This is a genomic window from Streptomyces sp. BK208 (genome assembly GCF_004364245.1).
Classification (GTDB): domain Bacteria; phylum Actinomycetota; class Actinomycetes; order Streptomycetales; family Streptomycetaceae; genus Streptomyces.
In genome coordinates, this window is the sequence record NZ_SOAV01000009.1 from 337,967 (window position 1) to 355,366 (window position 17,400).

Sequence of the window (17,400 nt, forward strand, 5' to 3'; positions counted from 1 at the left end):
CCGGCCCGGCCCGGCATCGGATTCCGGTGCGGGGTCGCGGCCGGCACCCGGGGCGCCGACGGGCTCGTTCGCGGTCACCCCCCGAGTATGGGGCCCGGCGCGATCACAGGGAATGTGAGGGAGCCCGCGCGATCCCGGTGGCTGCGAACCCGTCGGCGCCCGGGGCGTGCCGTCGCTCCCGTCACAGGGTCCGCAGCAGCACCGCCGGCTGTTCCACGCAGTCCGCCACGTACCGCAGGAAACCACCCGCCGTGCCGCCGTCGCACACCCGGTGGTCGAAGGTGAGCGACAGCTGCACGACCTGACGCACCGCCAACTCGCCCTCGTGCACCCAGGGCTTGGGGACGATCCGGCCGACGCCGAGCATGGCCGCCTCGGGGTGGTTGATGATCGGTGTGGAGCCGTCGACGCCGAAGACGCCGTAGTTGTTCAGCGTGAAGGTGCCGCCGGTCAGCTCCCCCGGCGTCAGCCGGCCCGCGCGGGCCGCCTCGGTGAGCCGGGCGAACTCCGCGGTGAGCGACTCGGCGTCCCGCGCGTGCGCGTCCCGGACCACCGGCACGACCAGCCCGCGGTCCGTCTGCGCGGCGAAGCCGAGGTGGACCCCGTCGAGCCGGACGATCTCCCGGGCCTCGGTGTCGACCGTCGAGTTCAGCTCGGGGAAACGGGCCAGGGCGGCGGTGCAGATCCGGGCCAGCAGGGCGACCAGGGAGATCTTCGGCCCGCCGGACGCGTTCATCGCCGTGCGCGCACGCATCAGCTCGGTCGCGTCGGCGTCCACCCAGCAGGTGGCGTCCGGGATCTCGCGCCGGCTGCGGGAGAGCTTGTCGGCGACGGCGCCGCGCACGCCCCTGAGGGGGACGCGGGTGCCGGGAGAGGCGGAGGTGACGGAAGGGGCCGAGGTGACGGACGCGGCGACCTGCTCCCCGCTCGTCCCCGCCGCCGGGTCCGCCGTACGACCGCCCCGTGCGGCGGCGGCGCGCAGCGCGTACTCCACGTCCGCCCGCAGGATCAGCCCCTCCGGCCCTGAACCGGTCAGCTCGCGCAGGTCCAGGTCGTTCTGCCGGGCCAGCCTGCGCACCAGCGGGGAGATGACCGGCACCGGACCGTCCACCGGCTCGGCCGTGCGGACCTGTCCGCCCGCCGGCTCCGCCGGAAGGGTCCGGCCGTTCGCCCGCCCGGACGGGCCGGTGGCCGCCGGCCGGCCGGGCCGCACCCTGCGCCGCCGCGCGGGCGCCTCGGAGGTGCCGTAGCCGACCAGGACGTTGCCGGAGCCCTCCGTCTTGCCGTCCGCCTTCTCCGCGGCCCCCGACGGCTCGGCGGCCGGTGTCCCGGCGGCCCCCGCACCGGACTCCCGCGCCGGTCCCCCGGCTGCGGCCGCCCCGGCCCCGTCCACCGCCACGGTCACCAGCGGCGCCCCGACGGGCAGCTCCGTGCCCTCCTCGCCGAAGCGGGCGGTGACCACACCGCCGTAGGGGCAGGGCACCTCGACCATCGCCTTGGCGGTCTCGACCTCGACGACCGGCTGGTCGACGACGACCACGTCACCGACCTCGACCAGCCAGCGGACGATCTCCGCCTCGGTGAGCCCCTCACCGAGGTCGGGCAGCTTGAACTCCAGGCTGTGCCCGTCAGAAGCGTGTGCCATCAGCTCTCGGCCTCCCACTGCAGGCGCCCCACGGCGTCCAGGATGCGGTCCACACCGGGCAGGTGGTGACGCTCCAGCATCGGCGGAGGATACGGGATGTCGAAACCGGCCACCCGCAGCACCGGCGCCTCCAGGTGGTGGAAGCAGCGCTCCGTGACCCGGGCCGCGATCTCCCCGCCCGGGCCCCCGAAGGAACCCGACTCGTGGACGACGACCGCGCGTCCCGTCCGCCGCACCGAAGCGCACACCGTCTCGTCGTCGAACGGCACCAGGGAGCGCAGATCGACGACTTCGAGGTCCCAGCCCTCGGCCCGGGCTGCCTCGGCCGCCTCCATGCAGACGGCCAGCGACGGCCCGTACGTGATGAGCGTGGCGCTCCGGCCGGAGCGCCGCACGACCGCGCGGCCCACCGGTTCCACGGGCGCCGGCTCCTCCGGGTTCCAGGTGTCCTTCGACCAGTAGAGCCTCTTGGGTTCGAGGAAGACCACCGGGTCGTCGGAGGCGATGGAGCGGCGCAGCAGTCCGTAGGCGTCGGCGACCGTCGCGGGCGTGACGACATGGAGCCCCGGAGTCGCCATGTAGTACGCCTCGGACGAGTCGCTGTGGTGCTCGACGCCGCCGATCCCGCCGCCGTAGGGGACGCGGATGGTCAGCGGCAGGGGCATCTTGCCGCGGGTGCGGTTGCGCATCTTGGTGACGTGGCTGACGACCTGCTCGAACGCCGGGTAGGCGAAGGCGTCGAACTGCATCTCGACGACCGGGCGCAGCCCGTACATCGCCATGCCCACGGCCGTGCCGAGGATGCCGGCCTCGGCGAGCGGGGTGTCCGTGCAGCGGTCCGCGCCGAACTCCGCCGCGAGTCCGTCGGTGACGCGGAAGACACCGCCGAGGGTGCCCACGTCCTCGCCCAGGACGTGCACGCCCGGGTCGGCGGCCATGGCGTCGCGCAGCGCGCGCGTGAGGGCCTGCGCCATGGTGGCCGGCTTGGCGGCGACGGTGGTCATCGGTGTCCCCCCTGCGGAGCGGCCGCGGAATCCGCCTCGGCCTCCGCCTCCAGTTCGGCGCGCAGCTGGGCCTGCTGCTCGCGCAGCTGCGGTGTGGGCTCGGCGTAGACGTGGGCGAACAGCTCCAGCGGGTCCAGCTCCGGGTCCGCGTTCATCCGGGCGCGCAGGTCGGCGGCCATGACCTCGGCCTCCTCACGGGCGCCGCGGATGCCGTCCTCGTCGAGCAGGCCCCGCTCCGTCAGCTCCCGCTCCAGCAACGCGACCGGGTCGTGCCCGCGCCAGGCCTCCACCTCGGCGTCGCCCCGGTAGCGCGTGGCGTCGTCGGCGTTCGTGTGCGCGTCGACGCGGTACGTCACCGCCTCCACCAGCGTGGGGCCGCCGCCCGCCCGCGCGTGCCGTACGGCGTCGGAGAGGACCTCGTGCACCGCCGCCGCGTCGTTGCCGTCGACCAGGCGGCCGGGCATCCCGTAGCCGACGGCCTTGTGGGCCAGCGACGGGGCGGCGGTCTGCTTGTCGAGCGGCACGGAGATCGCGAAGCCGTTGTTCTGCACGAGGAAGACGACGGGGGCCCGCCAGACGGCGGCGAAGTTCAGCGCCTCGTGGAAGTCGCCCTCGCTGGTGCCGCCGTCGCCGACCATGGCCAGCGCGACCACGTCGTCGCCCTTGAGCCGGGCGGCGTGGGCGAGACCCACGGCGTGCGGGAGCTGGGTGGCCAGCGGCGTGGACAGCGGGGCGACCCGGTGCTCGTAGGGGTCGTAGCCGGTGTGCCAGTCACCCCGCAGCAGGGTGAGGGCCTCGACCGGGTCGACGCCGCGCGAGACGACGGCGAGGGTGTCGCGGTAGCTGGGGAAGAGCCAGTCCCGCTCCTCCAGGGCCAGCGCGGCGGCGATCTCGCACGCCTCCTGGCCGGTGCTGGAGGGATAGACGGCCAGCCGGCCCTGCTTGGTGAGCGCCGTGGCCTGCGCGTTGTAACGACGGCCGCGCACCAGCCGGGCGTACAGCGTGCGCAGCAGCCCGGGGTCGACGCGGTCCGCGGCCTTCGTGCCGAGGACGCGGTACGGCTCCACGTCGGGGAGCAGCGGCGCGGGGTCGGTACGGGGCTGCCAGGCGGGCGGCGGTGTGGGCCGGTACGCGCCCCGCTGCTCCATGACCGTCATGACGGCACCTCCTCGTGGGAGTGGCTCCGGGCTCGTCACGGGTGTGTGACGGGCCTCACCTACCGATTGTTCGGTCGTCGGCACATTTTGGCTACAGGCGGCCCCAGGCTGTGGACAAACGGTTCTCCACAGCCTGAGATGGACGCAGGACGTCCATCAGGGGAAGGCGGGGGCACGTGGCATCTGAACAAATGGCCGACCGCCCCGACGGGGGCGGCGGCCCGGACGAGGCGGGCACCGCGCCGCCCGCGCGCCCTCTGGACTCCATCGACCAGGACATCCTGCGCATGCTGCAGGCGGACGGCCGCGCGTCCATACGGTCGGTCGCGGAGCGGGTGCACGTCTCGCGCGCGAACGCCTACGCGCGCATCAACCGGCTGGTCGAGGACGGCGTCATCCGCGGTTTCGGCGCCCGCGTCGACCACGAGCGCGCCGGGCACGGCACCTCGGCCTACATCACCCTGAAGATCGTCCAGAATTCCTGGCGCACGGTCCGCGCAGAATTGCGCAAACTCCCCGGGGCCTCGCACATCGCCCTGGTGGGCGGCGACTTCGACGTCCTGCTGCTGGTGCACACCCCGGACAACCGGGCCCTGCGCGAGCTGGTGCTCAGCCGCCTCCAGGCCATCCCGGAGGTGCTCAGCACCCGCACCCTGCTGGTCTTCGAGACCGAGGACCTCGAACCGCAGAGCTGATCCGCGGGCCGGCCGGGCGCGGCCGGAGCCCGTCCGGCTGAAGAGGTCCCGCGCGGCCCGAGAGGCTCCGCGCGGCCAAGAGGCCCAGCGCGGCCCAAGAGGCCCAGCGCGGCTCAGGTGGCTCTGCGCGGCTCAGGTGGCCCTGCGCGGCTCAGGTGGCCCTGCGCGGCTCAGGTGGCCCTGCGCGGCTCAGGTGGCCCTGCGCAGCCCGCCGAACACCAGCCGCGCCACCGCGTCGGCCACCTCGCGCTCGCCGGTGCCGCCCCGGCCGTCGGGACCGTCGGGCCGGTACCACTCGACGATCGAGTTGATCATGCCGAAGACGAGGCGGGTGGCGAGCCGCACCTCCACGTCGGCGCGCACGTCCCCCTCGGCCGCCGCGTCCTTCAGCAGAGCGGCGACCCGGTGGTCGAACTCGCGCCGCCGCTCCAGCGCCCACCGCTCGGTGCCGGTGTTGCCGCGCACCCGCAGCAGCAGCGTGACGTAGGGCAGCTCGGCCATCAGCACCTCGACCATGCGCCGTACGACGTACTCCAGGCGCTCGGCGGCGGACCCCACGCGCGCGTGCTCCTCGTCGAGGATCCCGAAGAGCTCGTCCAGGGCCCGGCTCACGGCCCGGCGCAGCAGCTCCTCCTTGCCCGTGACGTGGTGGTATATCGACGACTTGGAGATCCCCGCCGCCTTGGACAGGTGCTCCATGGAGGTGCCGTCGTAGCCGCGCTCGATGAAGACCTGCACGGCGACGGACAGCAGCGTCTCGGGCGTGTACGTGTCCCGCTTGGCGGTGGTCATGGGCGGCTGCCTCCGGTGGCGTCGACTGCGTGCGCGTGGCGGAACAGCGCGAGGGACGGGGCGCAGCGGCCCGCGACGTCACGCCGGTGCAGCTCGACGAGGAGCGCGTACACCCACGCAGGGCCGAGCGCACGGCCCCACTCGAGGGGCCCCAGCGGGTAGTTGACACCCAGACGCATCGCGGTGTCGACGTCCTCCTCGGTGGCGACGCCCTTGGCGACGGCGTCGTGCGCCAGGTCGACGATCCGCGCGACGGTCCGGGCGACGATCATGCCCGGGACGTCACCGATGACGCTGACCTGCTTGCCCAGCGCCTGGAAGAGCCCCGTGGCCCCGTCGAGCGTCCCGCGCGGTGTGCCGGGAGCGGCGGACAGGGCGACGCGGGTGGCGCGGCGGTAGTCGAGGGCGAGGTCGAAGTGGACGGTGTCGCCCAGCTCCGCGGTGGTGCGGCCGTCGGCGAGCAGGAGCTGTCCGCCGCCGGGCAGGACGAGCCGCCCGCCGCTGCCGGAGTCCTTCTCGCGGACCTCGACGCCCGCCTCGCGGATCAGCCCGGGGAGCGCGGCGGCCGGCCCCAGGTCGCCCTCGACGACGACGTACGCCGGCGCCTCGGCCGGTCCGGCGGTGCGCGGCTCGGGCCGCCCGGCGCCGTCGCGGTAGTCGTACCAGCCCTGTCCGCTCTTGCGGCCGAGCCGGCCGGACTCCACCAGCCGGCGCTGGGCGAGGGACGGGGCGAAGCGCACGTCCTGGAAGAAGGAGGTCCACACGGAGTGCGTGACCGACTCGTTGACGTCCTGCCCGATGAGGTCGGTCAGCTCGAAGGCGCCCATCCTGAAGCCGCCCGACTCGCGCAGCACGGCGTCGATGGTGGCCGGGTCCGCGCCCTGCTCCTCGAAGACCGCGAGGGCCTCGGCGTAGAAGGGGCGGGCGACGCGGTTGACGATGAAGCCGGGGGTGTCGGCGCAGGCGACCGGGGTCTTGCCCCAGGCGCGGGCCGTCTCGTACGCGCGCGTGGCCGACGCGGGGTCGGTGGCGAATCCGGAGATCACCTCCACCAGCGGCAGCAGCGGCGCGGGGTTGAAGAAGTGCAGGCCGACGAAGCGGCCGGGCTCGCGCAGCGCGCCGGCGACGGCGGTGACGGAGAGGGAGGAGGTGTTGGTGGCGAGCAGGCAGTCGTCGCCGACGACGTCCTCCAGCGCGCGGAACAGCTCCTGCTTGACGTCCAGCCGCTCCACGACCGCCTCGACGACCAGCGCGCAGTCGGCGAGGGCGTCCAGGGTCGCGGCGGGCGCGAGCCTGGCCCGGGCGGCGACCCGTTCGGCGTCGGTGAGGCGGCCCTTCTCGACGAGCCGGTCGAGCCGGGCGCCGATCGCGTCGGCCGCTTCCCCGGCGCGCCCCGGGGCGGCGTCGTACAGCCGGACGGGGTGGCCCGCGACCAGCGCCACCTGGGCGATGCCCTGGCCCATGGTGCCGGTGCCGACGACGGCCACGGGGCTGCTGAGGTCGAGTGCTGTCATGTGCGCGATCCTCCCGCACGGGGTTTTCCACAGATGCGGCGGACCCCCTTGTCCCGACCGATCGTTCGGTTACTCTAGCCGTGTCCGCCTGATTCCGCCCAGGTTTCCCCCCAGGTCCACGGACTCGTCCGACCGTCGACGAGCATCGACGGCGCGCCGGCCGGTCCGTGAGAGACGAGGAGTTGGTCCCGCATGGCCGCCGAACTCACCGCACACCAGCTGATCGACCGGCACCGGCCGACCCTGGACCTGGCGCTGGAGACGATCCGCACGCGCGCGTACTGGTCCCCCCACCCCGAGCACCCCAAGGCCTACGGGGAGAACGGCAGCCTGGACACGGCCGCGGGCAAGGCCGCCTTCGACGCCCTGCTCGGCACCCGCCTCGACCTCGGCCAGCCCGGCACCGACGGCTGGGTCGGCGGCGAGGTCTCCCCGTACGGCGTGGAGCTGGGCGTGGAGTACCCGCACGCGGACCTCGACGTCCTGCTGCCCGCCATGAAGGCCGGCCAGAAGGCGTGGCGGGACGCGGGCGCGGAGCTGCGCGCGATGGTCTGCCTGGAGATCCTGCGGCGGATCGCCGACCGGACCATGGAGTTCGCCCAGGCGGTCATGCACACCTCCGGACAGGCCTTCATGATGGCCTTCCAGGCGGGCGGCCCGCACGCCCAGGACCGCGGCATGGAGGCCGTGGCCTACGCGTACGTGGAGCAGTCCCGCACGCCGGAGACCGCGGAGTGGACCAAGCCGCAGGGCAAGCGCGACCCGCTCGCGATGACCAAGCGGTTCACGCCGGTCCCGCGCGGCATCGGCCTGGTCATCGGCTGCAACACCTTCCCGACGTGGAACGGCTACCCGGGCCTGTTCGCCTCCCTGGCGACGGGCAACGCGGTCCTGGTCAAGCCCCACCCGCGCGCGGTACTGCCGCTCGCCCTCACCGTCCAGGTCGCCCGCGGCGTCCTCACCGAGGCGGGCTTCGACCCGAACCTGGTGGCGCTGGCCGCCGAGCGCCCGGGCGAGGGCATCGCCAAGACCCTGGCGACCCGCCCCGAGATCCGGATCATCGACTACACCGGCTCCACCGCCTTCGGCGACTGGCTGGAGTCCCACGCCCACCAGGCGCAGGTGTACACGGAGAAGGCCGGCGTCAACACGGTCCTCGTGGAGTCCACCGACGACTACAAGGGCATGCTCGCCAACCTGGCCTTCTCGCTCTCCCTGTACAGCGGCCAGATGTGCACCACCCCGCAGAACCTGCTGATCCCCCGTGACGGCATCCGCACCGACCAGGGCGCCAAGACCTACGACGAGGTCACCGCCGACCTCGCCCGCGCCGTCGACGGCCTCCTCGGCGACGACGCCCGCGCGAACGCCCTGCTCGGCGCGATCGTCAACCCGGACGTCAAGGCCCGCCTGGAGGCCGCCGCGGGCCTCGGCGAGGTCGCCCTCGCCTCCCGCGAGATCACCAACCCGGAGTTCCCGGGAGCGGTGGTGCGCACCCCGGTGATCGTCAAGCTGGACGCCGCCAAGCCCGAGGACGAGGCCGCCTACACCAGCGAGTGCTTCGGCCCCGTCTCCTTCGCCGTCGCCGTCGACTCCGCCGACCGTGCCGTCCAGCTGCTGCGCCGCAGCATCCGCGAGAAGGGCGCGATGACGGTCGGCGCCTACACGACCGACCCGGAGGTCGAGGAGGCCGTGCAGGAGGTCTGCCTGGACGAGGCGGCCCAGCTCTCCCTGAACCTCACCGGCGGGGTGTACGTCAACCAGACGGCCGCCTTCTCCGACTTCCACGGTTCCGGCGGCAACCCGGCGGCCAACGCGGCCCTGTGCGACGGCGCGTTCGTCGCGAACCGCTTCCGGGTGGTGGAGGTCCGCCGGCCGGCCTAGGGGGAGCCGGACCCGAGTGGTGCGCCCCCGGCCGCGCTCCAGTGGTACAGCGTCATGGCCACACTGGTCGCGAGGTTGTAGCTGGAGACCTGGGGGCGCATCGGCAGCGCCACCAGGTGATCGGCCCGCGCCCGCAGCTCCCGCGTGAGCCCGCTGCGCTCGGAGCCGAACGCGAGCAGCGCGTCGTCCGGCAGCCGCGTTCCCCGGATGTCCTCGCCCTCCGGGTCCAGTGCGAACACCGGCCCGGCCGGCAGCTCGGCGACCTCCAGCCGCTCGACGACGGTCGCGAAGTGGAGCCCCGCCCCGCCGCGCACCACCGTGGGGTGCCAGGGGTCGAGGGTGCCGGTGGTGACCACGCCGGTCGCCCCGAACCCGGCGGCCAGCCGGATCACGGCCCCCGCGTTGCCGAGGTTGCGCGGCTGGTCGAGGACGACGACGGGGGCGCGGCGCGGTGTGCGCGCCAGTGCTTCCCGGCCCGCCGCGCGCGAGGGCCGGACGGCCAGGGCGGCCACCGCCGTGGGGTGCGGGCGGGCGACGAGCGACGCGTACGCCTCCCGCGACACCTCCGTCAGCAGCCCCGCCAGCGTCCCGCGCACGTCCGGCGCCAGCTCGTCGGCGAGGGCCAGGGCTGCCGCCCGGTCACTGGTCACGGCCACCGGTACCTCGGCGCCGAAGCGCAGCGCGTGCTTGAGGGCGTGGAAACCGTCCAGCAGCACGCACCGGTCGGCGTGCAGGTGCCAGGCGGCCGGTGGGCCGGGGGCGGGATCGCTCATGCCCGGAAGCCTACGTGCGGGTCACCGGGGCCCTTCCCGCCCTGCTCGCCGATCTCGTCCTCGCCGCCCGGTCCGCCCCCGCACTCCGCCGTGCCGGCCCCCTCGCCCTCCCGGGTCCTGGGCCCCGGCACCCTCGCCGTACCGCCGCCCCCGGGCCCTCCCGTCACTCCCGCCGGTCCCGCGAGCCGCCCCCGGCCGGTCAGCCGGGCCCGCGCGCGTGCCGCCAGGCCGCCCAGCCGGCGCAGGAGCGCGGTCGGCAGGAAGACCGCGTCGGCGGCGATCATCGCCAGCGAGAAGAACGGCAGCCCGAGCGTCACCGCGATCACCGCGTGCTCCAGCATCATCGCCGCCAGCAGCACGTTCTTGACCCGCCGGTTGAGCAGCGTGAACGGGAAGGCGACCTGCACCGCGACCGTGCCGTACGTGATGAGCATGACCAGCGTGCCGTTGGCCGCGAGCGCGTCGGAGAGCGCGGGCCACGGCGAGAAGTAGTCCAGGTGCAGCGGGTAGTACACGGCCGTGCCGTCCTGCCAGCGCGAACCCTGGATCTTGTACCAGCCCGCCGTCGCGTAGATGAGACACGCCTCGGCCATGATCACGAGCAGCGCGCCGTTGTGCACGGTGTTGGTCACCACGTCCAGCAGGATCCGCGGCTGGCTGCCCTCCGCACCCCGTCCCACGGCCCACCACAGCCCCAGCGCGGCCCACACCGCCCACAGCAGGGCCGGGACGAACCAGTCGCCGTCGAGGAGGCCCGCCGCCGTCACCGTGACCAGCAGGAACCCGAAGACGCACCACAGCACAGGCCCGGCCCGGTCCACGACCCGCTCACCGCGCGCGCGTGCCACCGCCGCCCGCGCGGCACGACGCGCGTCCAGCGACCACACCCGGCCGCACCGGGTGAGCACCAGGTAGACGCTCATCAGGTGCACGACGTTGTCGCCGCCGTCCCCCATGAACACGCTGCGGTTCTGCAGCGAGAGCACGCCGACCATGAACAGCACGGACATGGTCCGGGTGCGCCAGCCCAGCAGAAGCAGCACACTGCTCAGCACGGCGAGCGCGTAGACGACCTCGAACCAGATCCGTCCGTCCGACCACATCAGCACCGTGAAGGCGCCGTTGTCCGCGATCATCTGCTCGGCGAGTTCGTGGCTCCAGGGCCCGTCCGGTCCGTACAGCTCGCCCCGGTGGGGCAGTTCGCGCAGCAGGAAGAGCAGCCAGGTGGCGCTGAAGCCGATGCGGACCACGGCGGTCTGGTACGGGCCGAGCGCGGAACCGGTGACGCGGGCGACGCCGCGGGAGACCGAGAGGGCGACGCCGTTCACGCGGCACCCCCCTCCGCCCCGGGCCTCGCACCCGCGGTCTCCGCGGCCACGGACCACCAGGGCAGCTCGCGGACGGACGGCCGGCCGGAGACCTTCTCCCCGCTCCACGAGGGCGGCTCCACGTTCGTGGTCCGGGAACGGTACTGGACCCGCTCGACGACGTCGCCGGATCCTGCCGCGCCCGACCGCTCCAGACGCAGCACGGCGATGCGCCGCAGGTAGGTCTCGGCGAGGGCGCCCCGCAGGCCCACCGGGCGGTTCTCGGAGTCGTGGCTTGCCACGAAGAAGTCCCAGGCCCGGCGCAGTTCGTTCTGCTGGGTGTGACTGGGCAGCGGATTGCCGTCGATGGCCCGGCCGTCCTCGGCGGACAGGTCGTACCAGCCGGTCGTCCGTATCCCGCCGTCCGCCGCGGATACCTCGGCACGGACCTGGACGGAGACGTTCTGCTGGAGCGGGTTGGGGGCGAAGAGCTTCCAGTTCTGCTCGAACTCCGGGAACACCCAGTCGTCCACCGCGGCGCCGTGCTGCTTCGTGAGCGTGTTGGACGGCGCCACGTGCAGGAACACCAGGCCCATGTGGGCGCAGACGGCGACCGCGACCACCGCGAGGGCGACCACGGCACCGACCTGGTAGCGCAGGGAGAGCGCGGCGACGCCGACACGGGGTTCGGGAGGCGGCGCGGGATGTACGGCACCGGCCTGTTCCGGTACGACGGCCGCGGCGCTCCCGGCCGCCCCGGACGCGCCCGACGAACCCACCGGCGCCTCCGGCTCCGCGACCGGACCTACGGGGCCGGTGGACCGGACGGGCCCGTCGGACGCGTCAGACGCGTCGGACGCGTGGGACGCGGCGGACGCGGCGGACGCGGCGGACGCGGTAGTCCCGTCGGACCCGGTAGTCACGTCGGCCGCGGCGGACCCAGGAGACACGTCGGACCCGTCGGACCCGGTAGACCCGTCGGACCCAATGGACACGTCGGACCCAGCGAACCCGGTAGACCCGTCGGACCCAGTGGACACGTCGGACCCAGCGAACCCAGTAGACCCGTCGGACCCAATGGACACGTCGGACCCAGCGAACCCGGTAGACCCGTCGGACCCGGTGGACCCGGCAGGCCCGTCGGACCCAGTGGACTCGTCGGACCCGGCGGATCGGGCGGGCCCGGCGGATCGGGCGGGCCCTTCGGACCTGGCGGGTCCATCGGAACCGCCGGTTCCCTCCGCGTCCGCGTCCACCCCGCCGTCCGGCCCGTTCTGCCCCTGCCGGGCGGCCGAGTCCTTGTCGTACGCGTCCATTCCGCCCCGTTCGGTGCCGATCCGTCCATCCGCCCGCCCCGTCACCGGGCATCCGGCGCCACCCGCCCGGCCACTCGGCGACGTTCGAACGGGAACGGTACTCAGGACCGGCCGCCCGCACAGCCCCCGGCGGACCGGTCACGCCGTGGGCGTCACCACACCCCGCGGGACCCGGGTCCGGCGGGGAGGCTCAGAGCACGTGCCCCGGCTCACCCTTGTCGTCCACCACGGGACGCCCGGCCGCGGCCCACTCCTGCATGCCGCCGTCGACGTTCACCGCGTCGACGCCCTGCTGCACGAGGTACATGGTCACCTGCGCCGAGCGGCCGCCGACGCGGCAGAGCACGTGCACCCGGCCGTCCTGCGGCGCGGCCTCGGCCAGCTCCCCGTACCGGGCCACGAACTCGCTGAGGGGAATGTGCAGCGCCCCGGCGGCATGACCCGCCTGCCACTCGTCGTCCTCGCGGACGTCCAGCAGGAAGTCGCCGTCCTTGAGGTCGCCGACCTCGACCGTGGGCACACCAGCTCCGAAACTCATGCCCCAGACGCTACCCGAGCCGCCACCCGGCTCAGTCCCGCCCGAGCATCCCCGCCAGCTCCGCCTCCCGCTCGCGCACCTGGGTCGCCAGTTGCCCGGCGATCTCCTCCAGCAGCCGGTCGGGGTCGTCCGGGGCCAGCCTGAGCATGGCGCCGATCGCGCTCTCCTCCAGCTCCTTGGCGAGCAGGGTGAGCATCTCCTTGCGCCGGTCGAGCCATTCGAGCCGGGCGTACAGCTCCTCGCCGCGGCTCGGGCGCCGCTCGGGCACCGGCCCGGCGGCCCACTCCTCGGCCAGCTCGCGCAGCTCCGCCTCGTCGCCGCGGGCGTAGGCGGCGTTGACGCGGGTGATGAACGCCTCGCGCCTGACCCGCTCGTCCTCCTCCTGCGCCAGGTCGGGGTGGGCCTTGCGGGCCAGGTCCCGGTAGAGGCGGCGGGCCTCCTCGCTCGGCCGGACCCGCTGCGGGGGCCGGACCGCACGGTCCGTCAGCATCGCCGTGGCCTCCGGGAACAGCCCGTCCCCGTCCATCCAGCCGTTCAGCAGCTCCTCGACCCCGGGGATCGGCATCAGCCGGGCCCGCGCCTCGTCGGCCCGGCGCAGGTCGTCGGCGTCGCCCGTACGGGCCGCCCTGGCCTCCAGGATCTGCGCCTCCAGCTCCTCCAGGCGCGCGTACACCGGACCGAGCCGCTGTTCGTGCAGCCGCGAGAAGTTCTCGACCTCCACGCGGAAGGTCTCCAGCGCGATCTCGTACTCGATGAGTGCCTGCTCGGCGGCCCGTACGGCCCGTTCCAGCCGTTCCTCGGGACGCGGGGCACCCTCCTGCTCGGGCTCAGCTTCCGGCGTCGTCACCCGACCAGCCTAGGGGGTGCGGGCAAGGGGAGCCGCCCGCGCGGATCCCTGCCGCTCCCGTCACACCCCCAGCTCCGCCGCGACCCGCCCCGAGCGCACCGCGGCCACCAGCTCCGCGTGGTCCGCCTCGGTGCGGTCGGCGTAGGCGACGGAGAAGGCGGCCACCGCCTCGTCCAGCTCGCCGTTCTTGCCGCAGTAGCCCGCGATCAGCCGCGGGTCGGCGCTGTGCGCGTGGGCCCTGGCCAGCAGGGCGCCGGTCATCCGGCCGTAGTCGTCCAGCTGGTCGGCGGCCAGCGCGGCCGGGTCGACGCTCCCCTTGCGGTTGCGGAACTGCCGAACCTGGAAGGGCCGCCCGTCGACGGACGTCCAGCCCAGCAGATTGTCGCTGACCACCTGCATCCGCTTCTGGCCCATGACGACCCGGCGTCCCTCGTGCACGGCCTCGGGGGCGTCGAAGCCGGCGGTCGCCAGATGGGGCAGCAGCGCGGAGGGCCTGGCCTCCTTGACCTGGAGCACGAGCGGCTCGCCCCGGTGGTCCAGGAGCAGCACGACGTACGACCGCGTGCCCACGCTGCCGGTGCCGACGACCCGGAAGGCCACGTCGTGCACCGCGTACCGGGCCAGCAGCGGCAGCCGGTCCTCGGAGAGCGTGGCCAGGTACGCCTCCAGGGCGCCCGCGACCGCCGCCGCCTCGGCGTCCGTCACCCGGCGCAGCACCGGCGCCGCGTCCACGAAGCGCCGCCCGCCGTCCTCGGTGGCCTCGGTCGACTTCGCCGCGAAGCGCCCGCTGGTGTTGGCCCGCGCCTTCTCGGAGACCCGCTCCAGCGTGCCGAGCAGGTCGTGGGCGTCGGTGTGCGAGACGAGTTCCTCGTCGGCGATGGCGTTCCAGGCGTCCAGCGCGGGCAGCTTCGCCAGCAGCCGCATGGTGCGCCGGTAGGCGCGGGCCGCGTCGTGGGCGGCCGTGCGGCAGGTGTCCTCGTCGGCGCCGGCCTCCCGGCCCGCGAGCACGAGCGAGGCGGCGAGCCGCTTGAGGTCCCACTCCCAGGGGCCGTGCACGGTCTCGTCGAAGTCGTTCAGGTCGATGACCAGGCCGCCGCGGGCGTCCCCGTAGAGGCCGAAGTTGGCGGCATGCGCGTCCCCGCAGATCTGGGCGCCGATCCCGGTCACCGGCGTGCGCGCCAGGTCGTAGGCCATCAGGCCGGCCGATCCGCGCAGGAAGGCGAACGGCGTGACCGCCATCCGCCCGGCCCGGATCGGGGTGAGCCCCGGTATCCGGCCGCGGTGGGACTCCTCGACCGCGCTCACCGCGTCCGGCCGGGCGGCGTCCAGGTCGAGCGCCGCGTGCGCGGACCTCGGCACACGCGTGCGCAGCGCCTTGCCCTCCGCCTTCGGCGAGCCCGCCCCGGGCCACCGCGCGAACCCGGGCACGACCGGCAGCCGCACGGCACCTTCCGCCGCCCGGCTCCCCTCCGTCCCCCGCGTCGCCTCCGTCCCCCGCGTCGCCTCCGTCCCCCGCGTCGCCTCCGCGTCCCCGTCGGCGCCCGCACGCGCCGTCGGCACCGCCCCGGCCGCCGCCCCCGTGCCCGCCCCCGTCGTCGCCCCGGTCATCCCGGCCGCCTTCCCGTACTCGTCCGTACCGTCGCGTCGTGCCCGCGCCCCGCACCCGCGCACCGCACGCGGGCCCGGTCCGCGGACCCGCCCGCCGGCCCGCCCGGCGCCGCCTTCGGCTCCGACGCGCCACGACCGTACTCCCGCCCGCGCCGCCCGTACACGGGCCCCGGCCCGCCGCCCGCATAACGCCGGGCAGGGGGCGAAGCAGGAGGTGCCCGAGCCCCCCGCGGCGCGCCTACGGTGGCCTGCGATTACCACGGAGCGCGCCCGCCGAAGCAACCACAGCAGCCTGCCCCGCGCCGGCGGGCGCGCTCCCTGTCCCCGACGTCCCGGATGTCGCACGTCCCGTCCAGCTTTCCCCAGGGACCACCCACCGAGGAGACCGAGGAACCGCCATGACCTCCCACACCCCCGCCACCCCCGAAGGACCCGAGCCCGGGCCCGGGCCCGGCCCCCGCCAGGCCCCCGGCGCCGACCGCGGCATCAGCCGCAAGACGCTGCTCAGGGCGGCCGTCGCCGCCGGCGCCACCGTGCCGCTGCTCGCCACCGGCGGTATCGCCCTGGCCCGGGACGCCGCCCGCTCCTCTGACGGCCGGACGCTGACACCGACGCCGTACTGCGACGACGGCGACGACTTGACGCCCGACCAGATGGAGGGCCCGTACTTCAAGCCGAACTCGCCGCTGCGCACCGACCTGGTCACGCCCGGCACCCGCGGCACCCCCCTGACCGTCAGCGGCTACGTCTTCGCCCGGAACTGCGCGCCCCTGTCCGGCGTGCTCCTCGACTTCTGGCAGGCCGACGACAACGGCGACTACGACATGGCCGGTTTCACCTTCCGCGGCCACCAGTTCAGCGACGCCACCGGTGCCTTCGCCCTGCGGACGGTCGTGCCCGGCCTCTACCCCGGCCGCACCCGGCACATCCACGTCAAGGTGCAGGCTCCCGGCGAGCCCGTGCTCACCACCCAGCTCTACTTCCCCGGCGAGCCCCGCAACAGCACGGACACGATCTTCGACCCGGCCCTGCTGATGAACGTCCGCGGCGCCGGCAACGGCAAGCAGGGCACCTTCGACTTCGTCCTGGACGTGGACGGCGGCACCGGCCCCACGGACCCGCCCACCGACCCGCCCACCGACCCGCCGGGCGGCACCTGGGCGAGCGGCCACGCCTACCGCGCCGGCGACCGGGTGACGTACGGCGGGCACTCCTACCGCTGCCTCCAGGCGCACTCCGCGATGACGGGCTGGGAGCCGCCGAACGTGCCGGCGCTGTGGCAGCGCGAGTCCTGACACCGCACGGCAGCGGGGACGGCCCGCTCCCCTCCTCCCAGGCCCCCCGCCGGTCGCACGACCGGCGGGGGGCCTCGTCGGTCACGGGCGTCCGGCGGGCGACAGCGTCGAGCGGTACCAGGGTTCGGCGCGCCGGAACCCGGTGACGAACGGGTCGCCGGGCGCCTCCCGGAGGTCCGACCAGAGGCTGTCGGACTCGAAGAGGTGGTCGGTCGTCAGCAGATCGACCACGCCCGACAGGATCTCGTCCCCGGCCAGCAGGCCCCGCGCCCGCCCGACCGGGAGATCCCGCCGGGGCCAGGAGATCCCGGCGCAGGCGGCGACGGCCCGCAGTGCCCCGCACACGGCGACCGGTTCCGGGTGCGCCGCGTGGTAGACGGACGCGGACAGCGCCGAGTCGGGCGCGAACGCGGCACCCACCAGCGCCCGGGCCAGATCCGGTACGGCGATCATCGACATCCGCGCGGACCAGCCCGCCACCGTGCCCGGCAGCACGCGCAGCACCCGGGCCATGCCGGGCCCGACCCAGGTGTCTCCCGCCCCGTACACCAGGTGGGGGCGCAGGACGACCCCGCCGGCCGAGAGCACGGCGTCCTCGGCGGCGGCGCGGGTGCGGGAGGTCCAGGACCCCGGATTGCGGACGAGTTCCTCGGGTCGCTGGCGCCGGTAGGTACCGCGGCCGTAGACCGAGGCGGTGCTGAGCTGCACGACACGGCGGACCCCGGCCCGCCGTGCCTCCGCGACCAGCGCCGCCGTGCCGTCCGCGTTCACCGCCACGTTGGCCGCCTCGGTACCGCCTATCTGCGCCGCGCAGTGGACGATCACGTCGACGCCGTCGCAGACGCCGCGCAGGGTTCCGGGATCGGTCAGGTCGCCCCGTACGCAGCGTGCGGCGGAGCGGGGGACGGGACGTCGGTGCGACAGCAGCCTGACGTCGGCCCGCCGCCGTTCCGCCTCGCGGACGACGTGTCCTCCCACGAACCCTGACGCGCCGGTGATCAGTACGGTGGGCACGGGGCACTCTC

The 17,400-nt window shown here is 74.7% G+C and carries 15 protein-coding genes; 3 read left to right on the top strand and 12 right to left on the bottom strand.

Going from position 1 to position 17,400, the window contains the following annotated elements; all coding sequences use genetic code 11:
• Window positions 1–181 precede the first annotated feature (181 nt).
• Genes EV562_RS23570 through pdhA form a run of 3 tightly spaced genes read right to left on the bottom strand, consistent with a single transcriptional unit; the run spans window position 182 to window position 3,806 of the window.
• Entirely contained in the window at window positions 182–1,645 is a 1,464-nt protein-coding gene (locus EV562_RS23570) for a dihydrolipoamide acetyltransferase family protein (protein WP_133888813.1), read from the bottom strand.
• Entirely contained in the window at window positions 1,645–2,649 is a 1,005-nt protein-coding gene (locus EV562_RS23575; protein WP_133888814.1) for an alpha-ketoacid dehydrogenase subunit beta, read from the bottom strand. Before EV562_RS23575 ends, EV562_RS23570 begins: the two co-directional genes overlap by 1 nt.
• Window positions 2,646–3,806 (bottom strand): pyruvate dehydrogenase (acetyl-transferring) E1 component subunit alpha, encoded by a 1,161-nt coding sequence (pdhA, locus tag EV562_RS23580; protein WP_133888815.1) that lies wholly within the window; start codon window positions 3,804–3,806, stop codon window positions 2,646–2,648. Before pdhA ends, EV562_RS23575 begins: the two co-directional genes overlap by 4 nt.
• Window positions 3,807–3,997: 191 nt before the next feature.
• Between pdhA and EV562_RS23585 the strand changes: the two genes are divergently transcribed.
• Window positions 3,998–4,501 carry an Lrp/AsnC family transcriptional regulator gene (locus EV562_RS23585; protein WP_133888871.1) on the top strand — a complete coding sequence of 168 codons (504 nt, stop codon included), beginning with the start codon at window positions 3,998–4,000 and terminating at the stop codon, window positions 4,499–4,501.
• 189 nt (window positions 4,502–4,690) lie between these two features.
• On the opposite strand, the gene EV562_RS23590 is transcribed toward EV562_RS23585, so the two are convergent.
• Together EV562_RS23590 and EV562_RS23595 are read right to left on the bottom strand one after the other, a co-directional pair.
• Window positions 4,691–5,293: a TetR/AcrR family transcriptional regulator gene (locus EV562_RS23590; protein WP_133888816.1), complete on the bottom strand. Its 603-nt coding sequence runs from the start codon at window positions 5,291–5,293 to the stop codon at window positions 4,691–4,693.
• A complete protein-coding gene (locus EV562_RS23595) occupies window positions 5,290–6,807 on the bottom strand; it encodes a 3-hydroxyacyl-CoA dehydrogenase (RefSeq protein WP_133888817.1) in 1,518 nt (505 codons plus the stop codon). Before EV562_RS23595 ends, EV562_RS23590 begins: the two co-directional genes overlap by 4 nt.
• Before the next feature lie 192 nt (window positions 6,808–6,999).
• Between EV562_RS23595 and paaN the strand changes: the two genes are divergently transcribed.
• Window positions 7,000–8,691 (top strand): phenylacetic acid degradation protein PaaN, encoded by a 1,692-nt coding sequence (gene paaN, locus EV562_RS23600; RefSeq protein WP_133888818.1) that lies wholly within the window; start codon window positions 7,000–7,002, stop codon window positions 8,689–8,691.
• Here paaN and EV562_RS23605 read toward each other — a convergent pair.
• The 6 genes from EV562_RS23605 to EV562_RS23630 all read right to left on the bottom strand — a co-directional run bounded on the left by EV562_RS23605 (window position 8,688) and on the right by EV562_RS23630 (window position 15,080).
• Window positions 8,688–9,464, bottom strand: coding sequence for a TrmH family RNA methyltransferase (locus EV562_RS23605; RefSeq protein WP_133888819.1), 777 nt, complete (start codon window positions 9,462–9,464; stop codon window positions 8,688–8,690). The two genes, paaN and EV562_RS23605, sit on opposite strands and share 4 nt — an antisense overlap.
• On the bottom strand, window positions 9,461–10,792 hold the full coding sequence (locus EV562_RS23610; protein WP_243860130.1) for an HTTM domain-containing protein: 1,332 nt from the start codon (window positions 10,790–10,792) through the stop codon (window positions 9,461–9,463). The genes EV562_RS23605 and EV562_RS23610 overlap by 4 nt, the downstream gene beginning before the upstream one ends.
• Window positions 10,789–11,550, bottom strand: coding sequence for a DUF5819 family protein (locus tag EV562_RS35665; protein ID WP_243860131.1), 762 nt, complete (start codon window positions 11,548–11,550; stop codon window positions 10,789–10,791). Before EV562_RS35665 ends, EV562_RS23610 begins: the two co-directional genes overlap by 4 nt.
• Window positions 11,551–12,277: 727 nt before the next feature.
• Window positions 12,278–12,607, bottom strand: a complete 330-nt coding sequence (locus EV562_RS23620) for a rhodanese-like domain-containing protein (protein ID WP_133888872.1) — start codon at window positions 12,605–12,607, stop codon at window positions 12,278–12,280.
• Window positions 12,608–12,656: 49 nt separating this feature from the next.
• Window positions 12,657–13,472, bottom strand: coding sequence for a hypothetical protein (locus EV562_RS23625; protein ID WP_133888821.1), 816 nt, complete (start codon window positions 13,470–13,472; stop codon window positions 12,657–12,659).
• Window positions 13,473–13,532: 60 nt separating this feature from the next.
• A complete protein-coding gene (locus EV562_RS23630) occupies window positions 13,533–15,080 on the bottom strand; it encodes a DUF2252 domain-containing protein (RefSeq protein WP_133888822.1) in 1,548 nt (515 codons plus the stop codon).
• A 398-nt stretch (window positions 15,081–15,478) separates the two neighbouring features.
• Between EV562_RS23630 and EV562_RS23635 the strand changes: the two genes are divergently transcribed.
• Complete coding sequence (locus EV562_RS23635; RefSeq protein ID WP_133888823.1) at window positions 15,479–16,375, top strand: carbohydrate-binding protein; 897 nt, start codon at window positions 15,479–15,481, stop codon at window positions 16,373–16,375.
• Between the two features lie 81 nt (window positions 16,376–16,456).
• On the opposite strand, the gene EV562_RS23640 is transcribed toward EV562_RS23635, so the two are convergent.
• On the bottom strand, window positions 16,457–17,389 hold the full coding sequence (locus EV562_RS23640; protein WP_133888824.1) for an NAD(P)-dependent oxidoreductase: 933 nt from the start codon (window positions 17,387–17,389) through the stop codon (window positions 16,457–16,459).
• Window positions 17,390–17,400 lie beyond the last annotated feature (11 nt).

Coding starts and splice junctions, on each gene's coding strand:
- EV562_RS23595 (WP_133888817.1), bottom strand. CDS start 6,807: ATGACAGCACTCGACCTCAGCAGCCCCGTGGCCGTCGTCGGCACCGGC.
- EV562_RS23575 (WP_133888814.1), bottom strand. CDS start 2,649: ATGACCACCGTCGCCGCCAAGCCGGCCACCATGGCGCAGGCCCTCACG.
- EV562_RS23590 (WP_133888816.1), bottom strand. CDS start 5,293: ATGACCACCGCCAAGCGGGACACGTACACGCCCGAGACGCTGCTGTCC.
- pdhA (WP_133888815.1), bottom strand. CDS start 3,806: ATGACGGTCATGGAGCAGCGGGGCGCGTACCGGCCCACACCGCCGCCC.
- paaN (WP_133888818.1), top strand. CDS start 7,000: ATGGCCGCCGAACTCACCGCACACCAGCTGATCGACCGGCACCGGCCG.
- EV562_RS23630 (WP_133888822.1), bottom strand. CDS start 15,080: ATGACCGGGGCGACGACGGGGGCGGGCACGGGGGCGGCGGCCGGGGCG.
- EV562_RS23570 (WP_133888813.1), bottom strand. CDS start 1,645: ATGGCACACGCTTCTGACGGGCACAGCCTGGAGTTCAAGCTGCCCGAC.
- EV562_RS23585 (WP_133888871.1), top strand. CDS start 3,998: ATGGCCGACCGCCCCGACGGGGGCGGCGGCCCGGACGAGGCGGGCACC.
- EV562_RS23605 (WP_133888819.1), bottom strand. CDS start 9,464: ATGAGCGATCCCGCCCCCGGCCCACCGGCCGCCTGGCACCTGCACGCC.
- EV562_RS23635 (WP_133888823.1), top strand. CDS start 15,479: ATGACCTCCCACACCCCCGCCACCCCCGAAGGACCCGAGCCCGGGCCC.